This window comes from Chromobacterium aquaticum, assembly GCF_021129195.1.
GTDB lineage: Bacteria > Pseudomonadota > Gammaproteobacteria > Burkholderiales > Chromobacteriaceae > Chromobacterium > Chromobacterium aquaticum.
Window position 1 is genome coordinate 60,937 of sequence record NZ_JAJOHW010000025.1, and the last position, 19,829, is coordinate 80,765.

The following is a 19,829-nucleotide window of genomic DNA, read 5'->3' on the forward strand; positions in this document are numbered from 1 at the left end:
AAAAATAAGATTGATAGTTTAGTTGGACTTAACAAATGGACGCATTGAGACGGATGGCGGTTTTCGCCATGGTGGTGGACAAAGGCTCGATGAACGGCGCGGCGCGCGAACTGGGCATGACGCCGTCGGCGGTCAGTCAGCACATCAGCAAGCTGGAGCAGCAGCACGGCGTCAGTCTGCTGCACCGCACCACGCGCAAGCTGACGCTGACCGAGGCCGGCAGCCTGTTCTACCAGGGCTGCGCCGATATGTTGGCGGCGGCACAATTGGCCGAACAGCGTCTGTTGGAACTGCGCGACGCGCCGGTAGGCGAGCTGCGCATCGCCGCGCCCACCGGCTTTGCCGGCGCGCTGTTGAGCGAGGCGCTGGCACCGCTGCTGAGCGCGCATTCCGGCCTCAAGCTACGGCTGTTCTTCCACGATGAGATGATAGATCTGGTGGAGAACCGCATTGATCTGGCGCTGCGCGCTGGCGTGCTAAAGGATTCCAGCTTGGTGGCGCGCCACTTGGCGGACTGGCCGAACGTGCTGTGCGCGTCACCGGCTTATCTGGCGCGCCAGCCTGGGATCACGCGACCGGAGCAGTTGCCCGGCCTGCAATGGGTGGCCTTGTCCGATCGCAAGCTGGGCAGCCTGGAGTTCGAGCATGTCGACGGCGGCCGTTTCGCGATGGAGCCAGACGCGCGCTTGATCAGCAATAATATCGTCGCCGCGCGTCAATTCGTGCTGGCCGGCATGGGGGTGTCGGTGCAGCCGGAGCCTGAGATCCGGCAGGAACTGGCCGATGGCCGCCTGCTGCGGCTGCTGCCGGAATGGCACTTGCCGCCGCTGGCGATCTACGCGGTGACGCCGCGTCGCGATATCCAGCCGGCGAAAGTGCGCTACGCGATCGAGGCCTTGCGCGCCAGCCTGGGCAAGTGATGAGCCTTCCGCGCTGTTCGAGCAAAGACGCAAGGGGGCTCAGAGCCTGTTTACGATCTCGCGAGCTAAGGCGAGACAAGGCGAAAACGAGCGAAAAAGCGGAATGTACAGGTGGTACATGAGCACTGAGCTCGGTTTCAACGCCCATTTCTATCCATCCCGCCGGCGCGCAGCAGATCGGGGACAGGTTCTCAGAACACGATGCTGAGCCCCAGGCCCATGGCCTGCGGGTCCGAACCGGCGCTGAGCGAGGCCTTGGGGGTGCCGAGGGCTTGGTCGTAGAGCGGGTTGACGGAAAAGTTGGCGCTGGCCTTGGCGTGGTTGCGGATCCGGGTGTAGTAGGCGAATGCCTGCGTGGTCTTGGATAGCCGGTAGCCGCCGCCCAGCAGCCATTGGCTGGCGCGGAAGTCCTTGCCGTCGGTGCCGGCGCCCAGTTGTTTCAAGGCGCCCAACTGGCCGTAGGACAGCTTGAGCTCGGCCGCGCCGAAGGGCTGGCTCAGCGCGATCAGCCAATCGTCCTGGCGCAGTCTCTCACCGCCAGGCGGGTCCAGCCGCCCCCATTCGTAATTGCCGCCTATCAAGGTGCCAGTGTCGAAGCGATAGCTGGCGGCAAGGCTGTGGTAGCTAAGGCTTTTGCCGGCAACGGCGCTTGGAGGGGTGTTGCCGGCCGGCGCGATCGCGGTATCGTAGCGGCGGTCCCAGGCCGCCGCCAGCGTCAGGCCGCGCCAGACGTAGCCTAGGCCCAGCGACAAGCGCTTGGCGTTGCCGCCGCCTTGGCGCGTTTCATCCATGGCCCAGGTGGCGCCGAGTTTGAAGCCGTTCCAATTGGGAGAGTAGTAATGGAGGGAGTTGTTGAGCCGGGCTTCGCCGCGGCTGTTGACCGCGTTTGGGCCGAACTGATTTGCCGTGGCGTTGGGCATCAAGGCGGTGCCCAGCGTCGGGTTGCCGCTGCCGGTGAACATCTTGTAAGCGGAATCGTGGTGGCCCAACAAGATGCGGCCGATGGCGGCATGCTCCAGTCCGATGAAACTGTTGCGGGTGGCGAACGCCGCGTTTTGACCGCGGTCGTCCACGCCGCCTTGCTCGAAGTGGCGCAGCCCGCTTTCCAACTGCCATAGTGCGCTATTGCCGTTGCCCAGGTCTTCGCGGCCTTTGAAACCTAGGCGCGACACATGGTCGACGACGCGGGTCCGGCTGGCGTAGCCGGGAGCTTGTCCGCCGCGGAGATGGGTTGGCGTAGGCGTGGCGGTCTGCGTCCGGGCCGGCTGACTCGCCAGATCGTGAACAGGCCCTTGCCGGATGGGAAGGGTGCGATGCGCGAATGCCTGCGTTGGCGGCTATCGACGCATGTCGATCAATGTAGGGAGCTTGGCTGCGGGATGACCAGCGATCGTGGTCTGGGCGAAGGCAGGAAGAACTGCGAGGATGTAAAAACGCCGCCGGCAGGGCCGGCGGCGTGATTGGAACGGCAGTCGTTCAGGATCAGAAAGCGATCTTGAAGCCTACGCCGAAGGCTTGCGGGTCATTGCCGGCGGACAGAGAAGCATTGCTGGCGCCCAGGTTGCTATCGTATACCGGGTTGTTGGCGAAGTTGGCCTTGGCCTTGGCGTTGTTGCTGATCTTGGTGTAGTAAGCCAGCAACTGGGTGGTTTTGGACAGATTGTAAGTGCCGCCCAGAATCCACTGCTTGGCCTTGAAGTCGTCGCCGTTGACGCCAGCGGAGGTATTCTTCAGCGTGCCCAGTTGACCGTAGGACAGCTTGACCGAAGCCGCGCCGAAGTCCTGACCCAGAGCGATCAGCCAGTCGTCTTGCTTAACTTGGCCGCCGCCTACCTGGTCGTAAGTGCCCCATTCGTAGTTGCCGCCGACGAAGGTGCCGGTGTCGAATTTGTAGCTGGCGGCAATGCTGTAGAAGGTGACGTTCTTGCCGGAGTTCAGCGACAGCACCGCGGGGCTATTGCTGCTGGAGGTGTTGTAGGAGTTGCTGTTGGGCGTAACCGCCATGTCGTACTGACGATCCCAGCCGGCGGCCAGGTTCAGGCCCTGCCAGGTGTAGCCCAGGCCCAAGGAGATGCGCTTGGAGTCATTGCCGGACACGCGGTTTTCATCCACGCCCCAGGACGCGCCCAGCTTGAAGCCGGCCCAGCTTGGGGAGAAGTAGTGCACCGAGTTGGCTAGACGCGCTTCGCCGCGGCTGTTGACCGAGCTGCTGCCGAAGTTGTCGGCGGTGGTGTTGACCATCAGGTCGGTGCCCAGCGCGCTGTTGCTGCTGCCGGCGAACATCTTGTAGGCGGAGTCGTGTTGGCCCAGCACTACGCGGCCGAAGTCGTTGTTGTCGATGCCGATGAAGGTGTTGCGAGTGGCGAAGGACGCGGTTTGGCCCTTGTCGTTGGTACCGCCCTGCTCGAAGTTGCGCAGGCTGTTTTCCACCTGCCAGATCGCCTTGGTGCCGCCGCCGATGTCTTCAAAACCCTTGAAGCCGATGCGGGAGTTGTGGTCGACGATGCGAGTGCGGCTGCTATATTCGGTGCCGCCAGCGCTGGCGCCGGAGGCTTTGGTCGATTCGATGCCGCCGCTCATGAAACCGTAGATGGTGACGTCAGCGTGGGCGACAACGGGCAAGGCGAACATCGCGGCAACCAGGGCTGCCAGATTTTTCTTCTGCATCATGAATACTCCAAGTCTGTTTTGCTTTAATTAATCCAGGTGCCGGCTTCGTGCAGCGCAAGGTTTGTTAACAAACCAGACTGCGGTGTCGCCACAACACTTGTCTTAGTTTAGCCACAAAATATGACGAGGATGTTGCCAATCTGTTGCTTAAAGATAAATCGGACAGGTGCGGTGTTGCAATTACGCCAAGAATTGATTCGGGTAGACCTCGTCCAGCAGGGTGCGGCAGTCGACGATGCGCAAGTCGTTGTCCTTGGCGAAGTCCATCAGGAAGCAAAACACTTGCGGGCTGATTTTTTCCAGCTTCTTGTCCACCGCGACGCAGCGCACGCCATCCAGCATCATCGGACGGACATGGGCGTGGTAGTGCAGTTTTTGGTCGTCGAAGGAGGCGAGGATGCCGGCCAGGCGTTCGGCCCAGTCGCTGGGACGGAAAGTGCGGCCTTCGGAAGTGACGCCCTGGATGACTATTTCGTATGGATTGCAGATCATGGCGGTGGACCGGAGTGTTTGCTTTTGGTTTAGCCTGTTTTTTATCGTCTGCTAAGCGATTTGCGCTTGGCGTTTTATATTCAGGCGTTTTGTTTGTTGCTGAATATTTAGTATTTTACCCGAAAATCAGATGCGCTTGAACGGCGGCAACGAGGCGAGCAGCCGCTTGCCGTAGCTTTGCTTTTGCAGCCGGTTGTCCAGGATGGTGACGCGGCCGTAGTCGCGTTCGGTGCGGATCAGTCGGCCGACGGCCTGCACTAGCTTGATCGAGGCTTCGGGCACGGTCAGTTCGATGAAGGGATTGCCGCCGCGTTTCTCTATCCAGCGCGACAGGGTTTTGCCCACCGGATCGTCCGGCATCGCGAACGGCAGTTTGGCAATAATCACGTGCACACAGCTTTCGCCGGGCAGGTCCAGGCCTTCGGAGAAGGAGTCCAGGCCGAAGATCACGCTGGGCTCGCCCTGTTTCAGCCGTTGATGGTGCTGTTCTATCAGCAGGCTCTTGGGGATTTCGCCCTGGATCAGCAGCCGCTCGCGCAGCGTGGACGGCAGGCCGGCGGCGACGTCCTGCATCTGTTTGCGCGAGGAAAACAGCACCAGGGTGCCGACCGCTTCTTTCACATCGATTAGCTTGGGCAGCCATTCCACGATTTCGCGGGTATGGCCGCCGGCGTCCTTGGGGCTGGCCAGCATAGGCGGCAGATACAGCTCGCCCTGCTCGTCGAAATTGAAAGGGGAGTCCAACGCCACGCAGCTGACTTCCGGCATCCACTTCAGGCCGGTCTGCGATAGCAGCAGCTCGAATTCGCCCAGCGAGCGCAGCGTGGCCGAGGTCAGGATGGCGCCGGCGGCGCGGCGCCACAGCGTGGCGGCCAGGCTGGCGGCGGCGCTGACCGGCGAGGCGGAGAACAGGTAATCGCCCTTGCCCTCGGCGCGGCGGGTGATCCATTTGGCGATGGGCGGGCTGGCGGGCTCGGTTTCTTTTTCAAACAACTCCCACACCGCCAGCAGTTGCTCGGCGCGCGCGGTCAGAAAACCCAGATCGGAGGCGGTCTTGTCGACTTGCGCCGCTTCGCCGCCCTTGTCCTTGCGCGCCTCGCCCAGCGCGTCGCTCAGCAGGCTCAGCTGTTTGAACAGCGAGCGCGCCGAGGTGGCCATATTGGCGGTGGGGCCCTGGAAGCGTTCCGGCAGCACGCCGTCCTCTATCAGCCAGGTGGGCTCCAGATTGTCGCTGGAAGCGGCCAGCGCGTCTTCGCCCTCCAGCAGCCACAGCCATTCGGTCAGCGTTTCGGAGCAGGCGCTGGCGGCTTCAATCGCCTGGCTGACGATTTCCACCTTGTCGGTCAGCGCTTCCACGCGGATGGCGGTGGCGGCCACTTTATCCAGCCAGGACATGGCCTGGGCCAGCGAATGCTCGGCGGAAAACTGGTTGACCGCCTTTTTGGCCAGGTGGTGCGCCTCGTCGATACAGTAGTAACTTTCTTCCGGCGCCGGCAGGATCACGCCGCCGCCCATGGATACGTCGGCCAGCATCAGGTCATGGTTGGCCACCACCACGTCCACGTTTTCCAGCACGTCGCGCGCCAGGTAGAACGGGCATTCCGGCCGGTTGGGGCAGGCGGCTTTCAAACAGCCGTGGCGGTCGTTGGTGACGCGCGACCACAGGCCGTCGTCGATCACGCTGTCCCAGGTGTCGCGGTCGCCGTTCCATTTGCGGTAGTAGAAGGCGTCGGCCAACTGGCGCAGGGTCTCGATCTCGCCGGCTTCCGGCTTGCGGTCCCATAGCGCCAGCGTCGGATCCAGGTCCAGCAGCTGGCCCTGGGCGGTTTCGGCGGTCAGCGCGAAGATGCGCTGCGGACACAGATAGCGGCCGCGGCCCTTGGCCAGCGCGAAGGTCAGCGGCAGGCCGCTGTTCTCGACGACGAAGGGCAGGTCGCGGTTGACCAGTTGCTCCTGCAGCGCGATGGTGGCGCTGGTGACCACCAGCTTCTTGGCGCGCGACTTGGCCATCAAGCCGCCGGCCAGTAGATAGGCCAGGCTTTTGCCGACGCCGGTGGGGCCTTCGATCACGGCGATGCTTTCGCCGCACCGTTCCGGCCAGTCGTCGCCTTCCTTGTCTTTGCTGCGCGACAGCGCATTGGCGATTTCCGCCAGCATGCGGCGTTGCGCGGCGCGCGGGCGAAAGCCAGGCAGATTGTCGGCTATGGTCCGGTAATGGTCGCGGATCGCGTCTTTTTCAGCATCGGTCAACATGGCGGCGATTGTACCGCATGGGGGCAGGATTGTCTGGCCGCGCCGAACATGGGGAAACCCTGATGTGCGACTGCAAAATGACGGCGAGGCGCCGATGTGGATAGGATAGGCAAATATAAAAACAAGCGAAATTGCGCGAGCGAATCAGACAGACAAAACCATCGATAACAGCGCAAAGCAATATCAACAGGAGAAACCCGATCATGACACCCGTTAGCCGAGTGCTGGTGGTCAGCGACGACGCCAAATGGCAGGCCGATGTGCTGGCCGGCCTGGGCGCCGCCGCTGTGCGGCTGGAAAACCCCTATGGCCTGACTTTCGTCGGCGTCGCGCGCAGCCAAGACGCGCTGGATCTGATCGCCCGCGATGGCGATGTCCAGGTGGTGCTGGTGGACAAGCAGTTGCAGGAGAAGGGCGTCAGCCAGGCGGCGGCGCAGCTGGCCAACCGCATCAGCGCCTTCCGTCCGGAAATTTCGCTGTACGTGCTGTTGTTCGACGATGACGAGCGCGCCTTGGTGGAAGACCTGGCCAGCCACGCGGTGGACGGCTATTTCTACCGCGACGAGCTGGATTTCCACGGCTGGTTCCGCATTCTGTCGGCGGAGCTGGCGGAAAAGTCGGCGACGCCGTTCTACGACAAGCTCAAGCAATATGTGCGCATGGCCAAGGATTCCTGGCACACGCCCGGCCATTCCGGCGGGGACTCCTTGAAGGGCAGCCCCTGGGTCGGCGATTTTCACGACTTCGTCGGCGAGAGCATGCTGCGCGCCGACCTGTCGGTGTCGGTGCCGATGCTGGACTCGCTGCTGCATCCCACCGGGGTGATAGAGGAGGCGCAGATGCTGGCGGCCAAGGCCTTCGGCGCCAAGCGCACCTACTTCGCCACCAATGGCACCTCCACTTCCAACAAGGTGATTTTCCAGACCCTATTGGCGCCCGGCGACAAGCTGCTGCTGGATCGCAACTGTCACAAATCGGTGCATCACGGCGTGATCCTGTCCGGCGCGCTGCCGGTGTATCTGGATTCCTCGATCAACAAGCAGTTCGGCATTTTCGGGCCGGTGCCCAAAGAAACCATCTTCGCCGCGATCGCCGCCAATCCCGACGCGCGGGTGCTGATCCTGACTTCCTGCACCTATGATGGCCTGCGCTACGATCTGAATCCCATCATCGAAGCCGCGCACGAGCAGGGCATCAAGGTCATCGTCGACGAGGCCTGGTACGGCTTCGCCCGTTTCCACCCGGCGTTCCGGCCGACGGCGCTGGAATCCGGAGCCGACTATGTGACCCAGAGCACGCACAAGGTGCTGTCGGCGTTCTCGCAGGCCAGCATGATTCATGTCAACGACCCCGGTTTCGACGCCCACTTGTTCCGCGAGAACTTCAATATGCACGCGTCGACCAGCCCGCAGTACAACCTGATCGCCAGCCTGGACGTGGCGCGCAAGCAGGCGGTGATGGAGGGCTACCGGCTGTTGGACCGCACGCTGAAGCTGGCGCAGGAGCTGCGCGACAAGATCAATTCCACCGGCGCTTTCCGGGTGCTGGGGCTGGCGGACCTGCTGCCGGACGAGGTGCGCGAGGACGGCATCCAGCTGGACCCGACCAAGCTGACCGTGGATATCACCCAGTCCGGCTTCACCGCCGACGAGCTGCAGCAGGCGCTGTTCGAGCGTTACAACGTCCAGGTGGAGAAGTCCACTTTCAGCACCATCACCCTGTTGCTGACCCTGGGCACCACTCGCAGCAAGGTGTCGCGGCTGTATGACGCGATGCTGCGGCTGGCCAAGGAAAAGCGCCCGCCGCGTCCGCTGGGGCGGATGCCGGAAATACCGCGCTTTTCCCGGCTGGCCAGTCTGCCGCGCGACGCTTTTTACGAGGCCGGCGAGCGGCTGCCGCTGCTGGACGACGACGGCCGCCCCAACGCGGCGCTGGTCGGACGCGTCTGCTGCGACCAGATCGTGCCATATCCGCCCGGCATTCCGGTGCTGGTGCCCGGCCAAGTGATAGACGACACCATCCTCGCTTATTTGGCGCGACTGCAAAAAACCCAGAAATCCATAGAAATGCACGGTTTGGCCGAGGATGGCGGCGAGTTTTTGCTGCGGGTGCTCAAAGAGGGGGAGCTGGCGCAACTGCCTGGACGCGCCTTGTTCAAATGAATGCTTGTCAGACAGGCTGATTTCCGATAAATATAACTCTTGTCGCAATTATGTAAATCATGCGCTTTGCGTAGGCATGCTTGCGACGCCTGTGAATGACTTGAGACCTGCGTGTAGTAATGTGCCATCGCGCATGAAGGACACCGAAACGGTGTCGAACGCGCGGTGGCCTTTTTTTTGAAATGGAGCACCATGACGTCCCCTAGGCATTACCTGCAATTCAGCGACCTGACCCACGAGGAATATCGCCACCTCTTCGAGCGCAGCAAGGTCCTGAAGCGACGACGTAGCGACGGCCAGTTGTACCAGCCGCTCGTCGGCAAGGTGATGTCCATGGTGTTTGAGAAGAATTCCACCCGCACCCGCGTCTCTTTCGAGGCGGGCATGGCGCAACTGGGCGGCCACGCGATGTTCCTGGACACGCAAAGCTCGCAGATGGGCCGCGGCGAGCCCATCGAGGACACCGCGCGCGTGCTGTCCCGGATGAGCGACATCATCATGATCCGCACCTATGAGCAGGCGTTGGTGCAGCGGCTGGCCGCGCATTCCAAGGTGCCGGTGATCAACGGCCTGACCAATGAATACCACCCGTGCCAGATCCTGGCGGACATCTTCACCTTTATCGAGCAGCGCGGCTCGATCAAGGGCAAGACCGTGGCCTGGATAGGCGATGGCAACAATGTCTGCCGCACCTGGCTGCAGGCGGCCAAAATCCTGGGCTTCAAGCTCAAGGTGGCGACGCCGGTGGGCTTCGAACTGAAGGCCTTGGACGGCCAGCATTACGGCCCCGAGCACTTCGAGCCCAGCCACAGCGCCAGCCACGCGGCGGCCGGCGCGGACCTGGTGACTACCGACGTGTTCACCAGCATGGGTTTCGAGGCGGAGAAGGAAGCGCGGCTGGAAGCCTTCCGCGACTACCAGGTGACGCCGGAGCTGATGAAGCTGGCCAAGCCGGACGCCTTGTTCATGCACTGTTTGCCGGCGCACCGGGGCGAGGAAGTGGCCGCCGCGGTGATAGACGGGCCGCAGAGCGTGGTCTGGGATGAGGCGGAAAACCGCATGCACGTGCAGAAGGCGCTGATCGAGTTCCTGCTGCTGGGCCAGCGTTACGACTGAACTGACGACGCGGGCGAGCGCCCGCCGTTTACGCGATTCGGCAAGGCCGCGCCAGCGCGGGCCGGATCCGGCAATCAATGGATTTGAAAGAATACAAAATGTCTGACATCAAGAAAGTGGTACTGGCTTACTCCGGCGGTCTGGATACTTCGGTGATTCTCAAGTGGCTGCAGGATACCTATCAATGCGAGGTGGTGACCTTCACCGCCGACATCGGCCAGGGCGAAGAGGTGGAGCCGGCGCGCAAGAAGGCGGTGTCGCTGGGCATCAAGCCGGAAAACATCTTCATCGACGATCTGCGCGAGGAATTCGTCCGCGATTTCGTGTTCCCGATGTTCCGCGCCAACGCCGTCTATGAGGGCGAATACCTGCTGGGCACCTCGATCGCGCGGCCGCTGATCGCCAAGCGTCAGATCGAGATCGCCAATCAGGTGGGCGCCGACGCGGTGTCGCACGGCGCCACCGGCAAGGGCAATGACCAGGTGCGTTTCGAGCTGGGCTATTACGCGCTGAAGCCGGACGTCAAGGTGATCGCGCCGTGGCGGGAATGGGATCTGCTGTCGCGGGAAAAACTGCTGAACTACGCGGAAACCCACGGCATCGACATCAGCAAGAAAAAGAACGGCGGCAGCCCGTACTCGATGGACGCCAACCTGCTGCACATCTCCTACGAAGGCACGGTGCTGGAAGACCCGGCGGCGGAGCCGGAAGAGGATATGTGGCTGTGGACGGTGAGCCCGGAGAACGCGCCGGACCAGGCCGAATACATCGAGCTGAGCTATGAGAAGGGCGACATCACCGCCATCAACGGCGTGACGATGAGCCCGGCCCAGGTGCTGACCGAGCTGAACCGCCTTGGCGGCAAGCACGGCATCGGCCGGCTGGACATCGTGGAAAACCGTTATGTGGGCATGAAATCCCGCGGTTGCTACGAAACCCCGGGCGGCTCCATCATGCTGAAGGCGCACCGCGCGATAGAATCCATCACCCTGGACCGCGAAGTGGCTCATCTGAAGGACGAGTTGATGCCCAAGTACGCCAAACTGGTCTACACCGGCTACTGGTGGAGCCCGGAGCGCCTGATGTTGCAAGGCATGCTCGACGCCTCCCAGGCCACGGTCAACGGCTGGGTGCGGCTGAAGCTGTACAAGGGCAATGTGATCGTGGTGGGCCGCGAATCCAAGACCGATTCGCTGTTCGACCCCACCATCGCCACCTTCGACGAAGACGGCGGCGCCTACAATCACGCCGACGCGGCCGGTTTCATCCGCCTGAACGCGCTGCGGATGCGGATTGCCGGCAACGCCAAACTGAAACGCGGCTAAAGCCCCGCGCTTGGCCCGGAAAGCCCCCACTGGGGGCTTTTTTCAATGAAATCAAGATATGGAAATCAATAGTCATCGATCCAATGCCTGGATCCCCTGGGCCTTTGTGCTGCTGTGGAGCACCGGCTTCATCGGCGCCAAGCTGGGCCTGCCTTTCATTGGCCCGTTCACCTTTTTGGCGATACGTATGGGCCTGACCCTGCTGTGCTTCGGCGCGCTGATCGCCTGCTTCCGGCCCGCCTGGCCCGGGCTGGCGGCGGCCAAGCATCAATGGGCTTGCGGCGCGATGCTGCACGGCCTCTATCTGGGCGCCAGCTTCGCCGGCATCAAGCTGGCGGTGCCGGCCGGCATCACCGCGCTGATCGTCGGCCTGCAGCCGATACTGACCGCGATATTGAGCTGGCTGATGGGCGAGCAGCGGCTGAGCCGCATGCAATGGCTGGGCCTGGCGATAGGCTTTGGCGGCGCGCTGCTGGTGGTGTTGGGTGGCAAGGGCTTGCAGTTAGGCGCCAATCCCGGCTTGTGGCTGACCGCGCTGGCCTTGTGCGCGATCACCGCCGGCACCTTGTACCAGAAACGCTTCGGCCAGGGCGTGCATCCGCTGACCGGCGCCTTCCATCAATACTTGGCGGCCTTTCTGATCACCGGCGCGTTGGCGCTGGGGCTGGAGCGCGGCGACGCCATCCACTGGAACGCGCAACTGGCGCTGGCCCTGGGCTGGAGCGTGCTGGCGCTGTCGGTGCTGGCCATCCTGCTGCTGATGCGCATGCTGAAGGACGGCGATGTCAGCAAGGTGGCCAGCTATTTCTACCTGACGCCGGGCCTGGCCGCGGTGCAGGCCTGGTGGCTGTTCGACGAACAGCTGAGCCTGTTGGCGGTGGCCGGCATGTTGTTGGCCGCGCTGGGCGTGGCCCTGGTGTTGCAGCGGCTGCGCAGGGCGTGGTAATTCCGCCACGCGCTTAGCGCGGCGGCTTGGCAGCCGGACCATGGCGCGTTGTTGGGACTCGGACGGGTCCTTACTCTATGTGAAAAATAATAATTCTCATTCTCATATGGAGCCCGTCATGAAGCTTAGCATTGTTTCCCGCGCCCATTTGCGTCCGCCCAGCCTGTATTCCGCCCTGGCCATGGCGACATCCTTCGCCGCGCCAGCCTGGGCGGAAGCGGAGCGTTCCGCGGCATCGCCGCTCACGCTGGTCACGGTCACGGTAACGGCCGCGCCAGACGCAGGGCCCAAGGTCGATCGTTCCGGTTCCGCCAAGATTCCGGTGCCGCTGCTGGATGTGCCGCAGACCATTACCGTGCTGCCACAGCGCCTGTTGCAGGAGCAGAACGCGCAAAGCCTGCGCCAGGCTTTGTCGAATGTGCCCGGCATCACCTTCAACGCCGGGGAGGGCGGCGCCGGTTCGGGCGATAGCATCAATATCCGTGGCTTCAGCGCCAATGCCAATATGCAGCTGGACGGTTTGCGCGACAGCGCGCAAACCTATCGCTCCGATTTGTTCAATCTGGAAGCGGTTGAGGTGATCAAGGGGCCTAACTCAGTGTTCGGCGGCGCCGGCACCACCGGCGGCAGCATCAATATGGTCAGCAAGCAGCCCAAGCCGGATGCTTTCACGGAACTGAGCGCGGGCCTGGGAACCGATCAGTACCGTCGGCTCACCATGGACAGCAATCAGCGGCTGAGCGAGGCCGCCGCCCTGCGTCTGAACCTGATGGCGCACCGGAACGATGTGCCGGGCCGGGATTTCATCGATGCCAAACGTTGGGGCGTCGCGCCGTCGTTGAGCTTGGGCATTGATGGACCCACCAAGCTGACGCTCAGCTATCTGCACCAATACGACGACAAGTTGCCGGACAACGGCGTGCCCGCGCTCAACGGCAAGCGCTTGGCCGGGGTATCGCGCAACGCTTATTACGGCTGGCGCAATCTGGACAAGGACCAAGCCACGGCGGATGCCGTGACCGTGAAACTGGAACATCGTTTCGCCAACGAGGTCGAGCTGCAGAACCTGATGCGTCATGCCCGCTTGGAGCGCGATACGGTGTTCTCCGGCGCTCGCGTCAGCGTGGGCGGCAAGCTGCCGCCAGACCGCTATTTGCCGGCTGGGCCGCAGGGTTACGGCCGGGAAACCAACAATACGATGTGGATCAACCAGACCAATATCACCACACGTTTCGCCAGCGGCAGCTGGCGGCACACGCTGGTGTCCGGCGTGGAGATCTCCCGCGAGACATATGATCGCCAAGGCTATGGCTATGCGCTGAGCGCGCTGTTCCCGGCCGATGGCTATCCGTTGAGCAATCCTCCCGGTTATTGGAGCGGCCCGGTTCGGCGCGAGTCCACCGACCGCTTGGACGCTAGTTTGGAGGTCAAGGCCTTGTACGCGCTGGATCATATCGAGCTGAGCCCGCGCTGGGATCTCGGCCTGGGTTTGCGTTATGACTGGATGGACGGCAAGGTCAACACGGTTTCGGCCGCCGGCGCGGCGAGCGAGGCGAGCAGTTCCGACCGCAAGCTCAGTGGCCGGGCAGGGCTGGTGTTCAAGCCGGCGGAAGCAGGCCGGGTTTATCTCTCTTACGGTACGTCCTTCAATCCTTCGGCTGAGTTTCTGGCTGCCAATGGCAGCGGCCTGGACCGGGCGACCGCCAATCTCGAGCCGGAAAAAAACCAGACGGTGGAGCTGGGTAGTAAATGGGAGGTGCTGGATGGCGGACTGGCGCTGACCGGAGCGTTGTTCCAAGTGGACAAGGACAATGCGCGCGAGCGGCTGGCCGACAATAGCTATGCGATGACGCGCAAGCAGCGGGTGCGCGGGCTGGAACTGGGCGCCAGCGGCAAGCTGACCGGCAATTGGGGCTTGTTCGCCAACTACGCCTACCTGGACGGCAAGACGCTGCAGGCCGATGCGGCCAGCGGGCAGGCCGGCGAGGCGCTCGCCAATACGCCGCGCCATGCCTTCAATCTATGGACGACGTATGCGCTGCCCGCCGGTTGGAGTCTAGCCTACGGCGCGCGCTATATTGGCGAGCGCAAGGTTACTTCCGCCGGCGGCGGCAGCCTGGATGCTTATTGGGTGCACAGCGCGATGCTGGGATATAAGCTGAACCGCCGGCTGAGTTTCCAGCTCAATCTGGAGAATCTGGGCGACAAGGCCTATGTCGAGCGCGTGCGCCAACAGGCGGGGGGCGGCGCCCAGACGTCCTTGATCGAGTACGGCGACGGCCGCTCCGCGGTCTTGTCCGCCGTGTACAAGTTCTGAGGGGGCATTGAGCCGGAGGGCGATGGCGAGTATCTTATTACGGCCAGGTGGGGCTGAGGCTCAAAGACCCCGCCGGCTCGTGATTGGCTGTGGACTCAAAGGACAACAAGTGTCGGAAGAACAATTCACCAATATTTCCATGATCGTGTGCCTGGGCGGCCTGATCATTTTCATGGGCTTCATCATCTGGGACCTGGGCAAGAAGGCTCAGGCCGGCAAGATGGGCATGTTCATCCTGTTCCTGGTGCTGGGCTTCGGCGTGTCCGGCTTCCTGTTCAAGAATGTGCTGGTGGAGTTCCTGATCCAGAAGTGAAGACCCGCGATAGCGCGAACAGCCGGCAAGCTTGCTTGCCGGCTTTTTTATGACCCCTGGAAAACTCGCTAGCCGCTAGTGACCGCGGTCCAGTATCAGCTTCAAGCCCAGCGCGATGAACACGCTGCCGGCGATGCGATCCAGCCACTGGCTGGCGCGGCGGCTCTTGGACAGCCATTGGCCGATGGTGCCGGAGAAATAGCCGAGGCAGCCGAAGATCAGCGCGCCTTGCAGCGTGAAAACTAGGCCGAGCACGGCGATCTGCAGCCCGGCCGGACCCTGGGCCGGATTGACGAATTGCGGCAGGAAGGCGAGGAAGAACAGCACCACCTTGGGGTTGATCGCATTGGCGATCAGGCCTTTGCGGAAGGTGGCGGCCAGCGGCGCGGCGTCCCGCCCGGCGGCGGCCTGGAAGCTGGCGCCGGGGCTGCGCAGCGCCTGCCAGCCCAGATAGATCAGATAGCCGCCGCCGGCGAATTTCAGCAGCGTGAAGGCCAGCGGCGAGGCGGCGATCAGCGCGCTGACGCCGAGTGCGGCCAGCACCGTGTGGTTCAGGCAGCCCAAGGCGCAGCCCAGGCCGAAGGCCATGCCCTGACGGCGGCCGCGGGCGATGCCCTGGCTCAGCACCATCAGATTGTCCGGGCCGGGCGATAGCGTGATCAGCATCGCGGCGGCGGTGAAGGCGAGCAATTGTTCCGGGGTGACGAGCATGGGCTTCTCTGGCGGTGGTTCGTGTCCGGATGATTCCGCATTTGCCGCCGGGAGACAAGCGCTTTGTCCGGCCGCGCCGGTCTCCCTTTGGACTGCGCGTTCAGCCGGCCTCGTCCAGCGCGCTTTCGATTTCGCGGATATGCGCTTGATGGCCCTGAATGCGCTGGCCGGTGGGCGGTCCCTTGAATTGCTTGCGCACGCCCAGCGCGAACCAGAACAAGGCCAGCACCAGCAGCAGTGCTATGGTCAGGTACAAGACCTTCTCATTCGGCGGCTGGATGCCGACGAAGACCAGCACCGCGCCGCCCAGCGTGGCCAGCGCGGCGATGGGCTTGGACGCCCGGCCCAGATCGAACGGCCCCTTGTGGGTCCAGCTGCGGCCCTCGGCGAACAGGCCGGCGGCGGACGGCAAGATGTAGGAGATGTACAGGAACACCGCGGCGCCGGTGGACAGCACCAGGAAGGCGTCGCCGTACAAGGTGGCGGCGATGGCGAGCGCGGCGCTGACCCAGATCGCCGGGCCCGGGGTGCGGTGTTGCGGATGCACCTGGCGCAGCCAGCGCGAGGCCGGCAGGCCGCCGTCGCGGGCGAAGGCGTACATCATGCGCGAGGTGGAGGTCAGGCAGGCCAGGCCGCATAGATAGTTGACCAGAAAAATGCCTATGCCCAGCGCCGCCTTCAAGGCCGGCGGCAGCGCGCTCAGCAGCAGATCGAAAAAGCCCATGCCGGCCTTGACCCCGGCGCCCAGGTCCGGCAGCACCAGTACGAAGGCGCAGATCATCAGATAGCCGAACACGCCGGACCACAGCACCGAGCGCAAGATGCCCTTGGGCACATTGCGCGCCGCTTCGCGGGTTTCCTCCGAGGTGTGGGCGGAGGCGTCGTAGCCGGTCAGGGTATAGACGGTGAGCAGCAGGCCGGCCAGGAAGACCATCACCGTGTTGTCCATCCGCGGCCAGGCGCCGCCGTCGGCGCCGCTGTAATTGTGGAAGGTCCACAAGCGGGAGAAATCCAGCGGCCCTGGCGCGTAGATCAGCAGCGACACCACCAGGGCCAGGGTGACGACGAAAATCAGATAGCCGGACAGATCGGTCAGCCGGGTGGTGAGCTTGATGCCCAGGTGGTTGAGCCAGGCCTGGCTCAGCGCCACCACGGCGAGGAACGAGGTCTGCTGGCCCCAGCCCAGCTGTTCCGGGTTCAGGCCCAGCAGCGGCGCGACCAGGGTTTTGAAGAAGGGATCGTAAACGCCGAAATTGACCGCGGCGGTGACGAAGATCAGTCCCAGCAGATTGATCCAGGCGGTGGTCCAGCCCAGGCCCTTGCCGCCCAGGATGGACGCCCAGTGGTAAAGCCCGCCGGCGGTGGGGTAGGCGGAGGCGATCTGGGCCATGGCCGCGGCGACGATGGCGGCGAACAGCGCGCCCACCGGCCAGCCTATGCCGATGGCCGCGCCGCCGCCGGCGCTGAGTCCGGCCGGGAAGGCGGTGATGCCGCCGGCCAGCACGCAGATGATGGAAAAGGAGATGGCGAAGTTGGAAAAGCCGCTCATGCGTCGGGACAACTCCTGAGCGTAACCCATGCTGTGCAACAGTTTCTCGTCCTCGCCGACGGGCGCGGACTCATGCCGAACTGGTTCCATGATGTTCCTCTCTCATTGTGCATGTCTGTGGTTTTCCGCCTGGGCGCGCGTGCGCGCCGGCGCCCGAACGGCGGCGGAGGCCGGCCGGGCCCTGGCCCGGTGATCCGGGCTTCGTGTCTATTTCAGAAGCGAGGCGCGGCGGCGCTCAGCCGGGCGGCGGCGTTCCGCTCATGGTGACCAGCGCGTCGAACAGCCTTTGCTGGCCGCTGTCGCGCTCGGCGGAGAGCTCGGGGTGCCATTGCACCGCGATCAACTGGGGAAAATCGGCGATTTCTATCGCCTCGATCACGCCGTCCGGCGCCCAGGCCACCGGCACCACGCCGTGGCCGGGGCGGTCTATCGCCTGGTGGTGCCAGGACTGGGTGAGGACCTCGGTGCCGATCAGGCCCGCCAGGCAGGAATCGGCGGCGACGCGCACCGGGTGCGGCGTCGGCACACGCGGCGGCGCGCGATGGGGCACGGCCTCGCCCACCACGTCCGGCAGGTGCAGGTGCAGGCTGCCGCCCAGCACGGTGTTGAGGATTTGCAGGCCGCGGCAGATCGCCAGCGTCGGCAGCTTGCGTTGCAGCAGCGCGCGCGCCAGCGCGATTTCGGTGGCGTCGCGCTCCGGGCTGAGGTTGTAAATGGTCGGGTGGCCGTCGCGGTCGAAGCGGGCCGGATCGATGTCGCCGCCGCCGATCAGCACCACGCCGTCCAGCTTGTCCAGCCAGCCGTCCACCATCTCCGGGCCCAGCGCCGGCAATTGCACCGGCGCGCCGCCGGCGCGCACCACCGCCGCCACGTATTCCAGAGGCGTGTGGTAGCCGTGCTCGGGCGTGGCCGGGTAGGTGGTCAGGCCGATCAGCGGGCGCCTCATCACAGCCTGCCTTGCTGCGCGGCGAGGAAGATCGCGCGGTAGTCGTCGGCGGACAGGGGCAAGGGGTTGCCGCCGTCGCTGGGGTCGGCCTTGGCCATGCGGCCGATGTCGGTGGCGGCGTCCGCGCCGATGCCGATCTCCGCCAGGGTGTGCGGAATGCCCAGGCCGGCGCGCAATTGCAGCACCCAAGTGAGGAAACCGTCGAAGCTGGCGTCGGCCAGGCCCAGGTAGCGGGCGGCGGCGCTCAGCCGTTCGGCTATCGCCGGCCGGTTGCGCACCAGCACATAGGGCAGCAGCACGGCGTTGGCCAGGCCGTGGTGGGTGTCGAACACCGCGCCGATGGGATGCGCCAGCGCGTGCACGCCGCCCAGGCCTTTCTGGAAGGCGGTGGCGCCCATGATGGAACAGGACAGCATCTGGGCGCGGGCCTCCAGATTGCCGCCGTCGGCGTGGGCCGCCGGCAGCCAGTCGTGCGCCAGCCGCATGCCTTCCAGCGCCACGCCCTGGGCGATGGGGTGGTAGAACGGGGAGCAGAAGGCTTCCAGATTGTGCACCAGCGCGTCGACACCGGTGGCGGCGGTCAGCGCCGGCGGCAGGCCGACGGTCAGTTCCGGATCCGCCAGCACCAGCTTGGGCAGCATGGACGGATGGAAGATGATGACCTTGCGGTGCGCGGCTTCGTCGATGATCAAGGACGCTCGGCCCACCTCGGAACCGGTGCCGGCGGTGGTGGGCACAGCCAGCGTGGGCGCGACGCCGGCGGGATCGACACGCAGCCAGTTGTCGCCCACGTCCTCGAAGTCCCACAGCGGGCGTTTTTGTCCGGACATCAAAGCGATGGCCTTGCCCACGTCCAGCGCGCTGCCGCCGCCGACGGCGACCACCCCGTCGTGGCGGCCGTCGCGGAAGGCGGCGACCCCGGCGTCGACGTCGCGGCCCACCGGATTGGGGCGCATATCGCTGAACAAGGCCGTCTCCAGGCCGGCGTCGCTCAGCAAGCTCCGCAGCCGGGCCAGCATCGGCAGCTTGGCCAGGCCGGGGTCGGTGACCAGCAGCGGGCGGCGCATGCCCAGTTCGCGGCACAGCGCCGGCAGCTCCACGGCGCGGCCGGCGCCGAAGCGGATGCTGGTCGGATAGTTCCAGTTGCCTTGCAGTTGCATCGCCTTACCCCTTGAGATGGAAGGATTTGACTCGGGTCAGCTGCTGATAGCCCAACACGGACAAGGACACGCCGCGGCCGGTGTCCTTGACCCCGGTCCAGGCCAGCGCCGGGTCCAGGTAGTCGCAGCGGTTCATGAACACGGTGCCGGTCTCCAGTTGCTGGCCCAGGCGGACGGCGGCGTCGCGGTCCGCGGTCCAGATCGAGGCGGTCAGGCCGTAGGCGCTGTCGTTCATCAGCCGCAGCGCCTCCTCGTCGGAGTCCACCGCCATGATGCCGATGACTGGGCCGAAGCTCTCCTCGCGCATCACGCTCATGGCGTGGTTCACGTCCACCAGCACTTGCGGCGCCAGATAGGCGCTGCCGGGCGCGTCGGCGGCGAAATGGCCGGCTGGAATCAACGCGCGCGCGCCGGCGGCCAGCGCCGCCTGGATCTGTCCGCGCACGAAGTCGGCGGCGCCGGCGCGCACCATGGGCCCCAGATTGGTGTCCGGGTCCAGCGGATGGCCGAAGCGATAGGTCCGGGTCAGCTCGACGAAGCCGTCAACGAAGTCGCGGTAGCGCTGGCGCTGCACATAGATGCGTTCGATGCCGCAGCAGGACTGGCCGGAATTGAAGAAAGCGCCGTCCACCAGGTTTTCTATCGCCGCCCGCAGGTCGGCGTCGGCGCGCACATAGGCCGGGTCCTTGCCGCCCAGTTCCAGGCCGACGCCGATGAAGCGCTCGGCGGCCGCCCTTTGCACCGCGCGGCCGCCGCTCACCGAGCCGGTGAAGGCGACGAAGTCGATCTCCGGCGCGGCCGTCAGTTTCAAGGTGGCGGCATGGTCCAGCTCCAGAGTCTGGAACACGCCGATGGGCAGGCCGGCGGCGGCGCAGGCTTGGCGGAACAGGTCGGCGATCAGCGGGGTTTGCGAGGAATGCTTGAGCAGCACGCAGTTGCCGGCGGCCAG

General features: G+C 64.4%; 15 protein-coding genes and 1 pseudogene. 7 read left to right on the top strand and 9 right to left on the bottom strand.

Annotated features, from left to right (window positions below; translation table 11 throughout):
* Nucleotides 1-35 precede the first annotated feature (35 nt).
* Nucleotides 36-920, top strand: a complete 885-nt coding sequence (locus tag LQT98_RS04360) for a LysR family transcriptional regulator (RefSeq protein WP_048410813.1) — start codon at nt 36-38, stop codon at nt 918-920.
* Nucleotides 921-1,111: 191 nt separating this feature from the next.
* Here the strand turns inward: LQT98_RS04360 and LQT98_RS04365 are convergent, their stop codons facing one another.
* From LQT98_RS04365 to dinG, 4 genes and pseudogenes are all read right to left on the bottom strand, one after another.
* Nucleotides 1,112-2,221, bottom strand: coding sequence for a porin (locus LQT98_RS04365; protein WP_331282524.1), 1,110 nt, complete (start codon nt 2,219-2,221; stop codon nt 1,112-1,114).
* Nucleotides 2,222-2,402: 181 nt separating this feature from the next.
* Entirely contained in the window at nt 2,403-3,590 is a 1,188-nt protein-coding gene (locus tag LQT98_RS04370; protein ID WP_231461255.1) for a porin, read from the bottom strand.
* A gap of 207 nt (nt 3,591-3,797) precedes the next feature.
* Nucleotides 3,798-4,082 (bottom strand): annotated as a pseudogene (locus tag LQT98_RS04375) (DUF3579 domain-containing protein); the annotation flags it as partial.
* A 126-nt stretch (nt 4,083-4,208) separates the two neighbouring features.
* On the bottom strand, nt 4,209-6,335 hold the full coding sequence (dinG, locus tag LQT98_RS04380) for an ATP-dependent DNA helicase DinG (protein ID WP_231461256.1): 2,127 nt from the start codon (nt 6,333-6,335) through the stop codon (nt 4,209-4,211).
* 203 nt (nt 6,336-6,538) lie between these two features.
* Between dinG and LQT98_RS04385 the strand changes: the two genes are divergently transcribed.
* The 6 genes from LQT98_RS04385 to LQT98_RS04410 all read left to right on the top strand — a co-directional run bounded on the left by LQT98_RS04385 (nt 6,539) and on the right by LQT98_RS04410 (nt 14,514).
* Nucleotides 6,539-8,497: an aminotransferase class I/II-fold pyridoxal phosphate-dependent enzyme gene (locus LQT98_RS04385; protein WP_231461257.1), complete on the top strand. Its 1,959-nt coding sequence runs from the start codon at nt 6,539-6,541 to the stop codon at nt 8,495-8,497.
* Between the two features lie 192 nt (nt 8,498-8,689).
* The gene (gene argF, locus LQT98_RS04390; RefSeq protein ID WP_048410808.1) at nt 8,690-9,613 is read left to right on the top strand and encodes an ornithine carbamoyltransferase; all 924 of its coding nucleotides are present in this window, start codon (nt 8,690-8,692) and stop codon (nt 9,611-9,613) included.
* A gap of 98 nt (nt 9,614-9,711) precedes the next feature.
* Nucleotides 9,712-10,938 carry an argininosuccinate synthase gene (locus tag LQT98_RS04395; RefSeq protein ID WP_231461258.1) on the top strand — a complete coding sequence of 409 codons (1,227 nt, stop codon included), beginning with the start codon at nt 9,712-9,714 and terminating at the stop codon, nt 10,936-10,938.
* 58 nt (nt 10,939-10,996) lie between these two features.
* Entirely contained in the window at nt 10,997-11,884 is an 888-nt protein-coding gene (locus LQT98_RS04400) for a DMT family transporter (RefSeq protein ID WP_231461259.1), read from the top strand.
* Nucleotides 11,885-12,002: 118 nt separating this feature from the next.
* A complete protein-coding gene (locus tag LQT98_RS04405; RefSeq protein WP_231461260.1) occupies nt 12,003-14,201 on the top strand; it encodes a TonB-dependent receptor in 2,199 nt (732 codons plus the stop codon).
* A gap of 109 nt (nt 14,202-14,310) precedes the next feature.
* Nucleotides 14,311-14,514, top strand: a complete 204-nt coding sequence (locus LQT98_RS04410) for a DUF2788 domain-containing protein (RefSeq protein WP_019099892.1) — start codon at nt 14,311-14,313, stop codon at nt 14,512-14,514.
* Between the two features lie 75 nt (nt 14,515-14,589).
* Here LQT98_RS04410 and LQT98_RS04415 read toward each other — a convergent pair whose 3' ends face one another.
* The 5 genes from LQT98_RS04415 to LQT98_RS04435 all read right to left on the bottom strand — a co-directional run.
* Nucleotides 14,590-15,225 (bottom strand): LysE family translocator, encoded by a 636-nt coding sequence (locus LQT98_RS04415; protein WP_231461261.1) that lies wholly within the window; start codon nt 15,223-15,225, stop codon nt 14,590-14,592.
* 100 nt (nt 15,226-15,325) lie between these two features.
* On the bottom strand, nt 15,326-16,864 hold the full coding sequence (locus tag LQT98_RS04420) for an amino acid permease (RefSeq protein ID WP_231461262.1): 1,539 nt from the start codon (nt 16,862-16,864) through the stop codon (nt 15,326-15,328).
* 145 nt (nt 16,865-17,009) lie between these two features.
* Nucleotides 17,010-17,720 (bottom strand): gamma-glutamyl-gamma-aminobutyrate hydrolase family protein, encoded by a 711-nt coding sequence (locus LQT98_RS04425; RefSeq protein WP_107799420.1) that lies wholly within the window; start codon nt 17,718-17,720, stop codon nt 17,010-17,012.
* On the bottom strand, nt 17,720-18,880 hold the full coding sequence (locus tag LQT98_RS04430; RefSeq protein WP_231461263.1) for an iron-containing alcohol dehydrogenase: 1,161 nt from the start codon (nt 18,878-18,880) through the stop codon (nt 17,720-17,722). Before LQT98_RS04430 ends, LQT98_RS04425 begins: the two co-directional genes overlap by 1 nt.
* Nucleotides 18,881-18,884: 4 nt before the next feature.
* A partial coding sequence (locus LQT98_RS04435; RefSeq protein WP_231461264.1) for an aldehyde dehydrogenase family protein occupies nt 18,885-19,829 on the bottom strand: 945 nt, incomplete at its 5' end.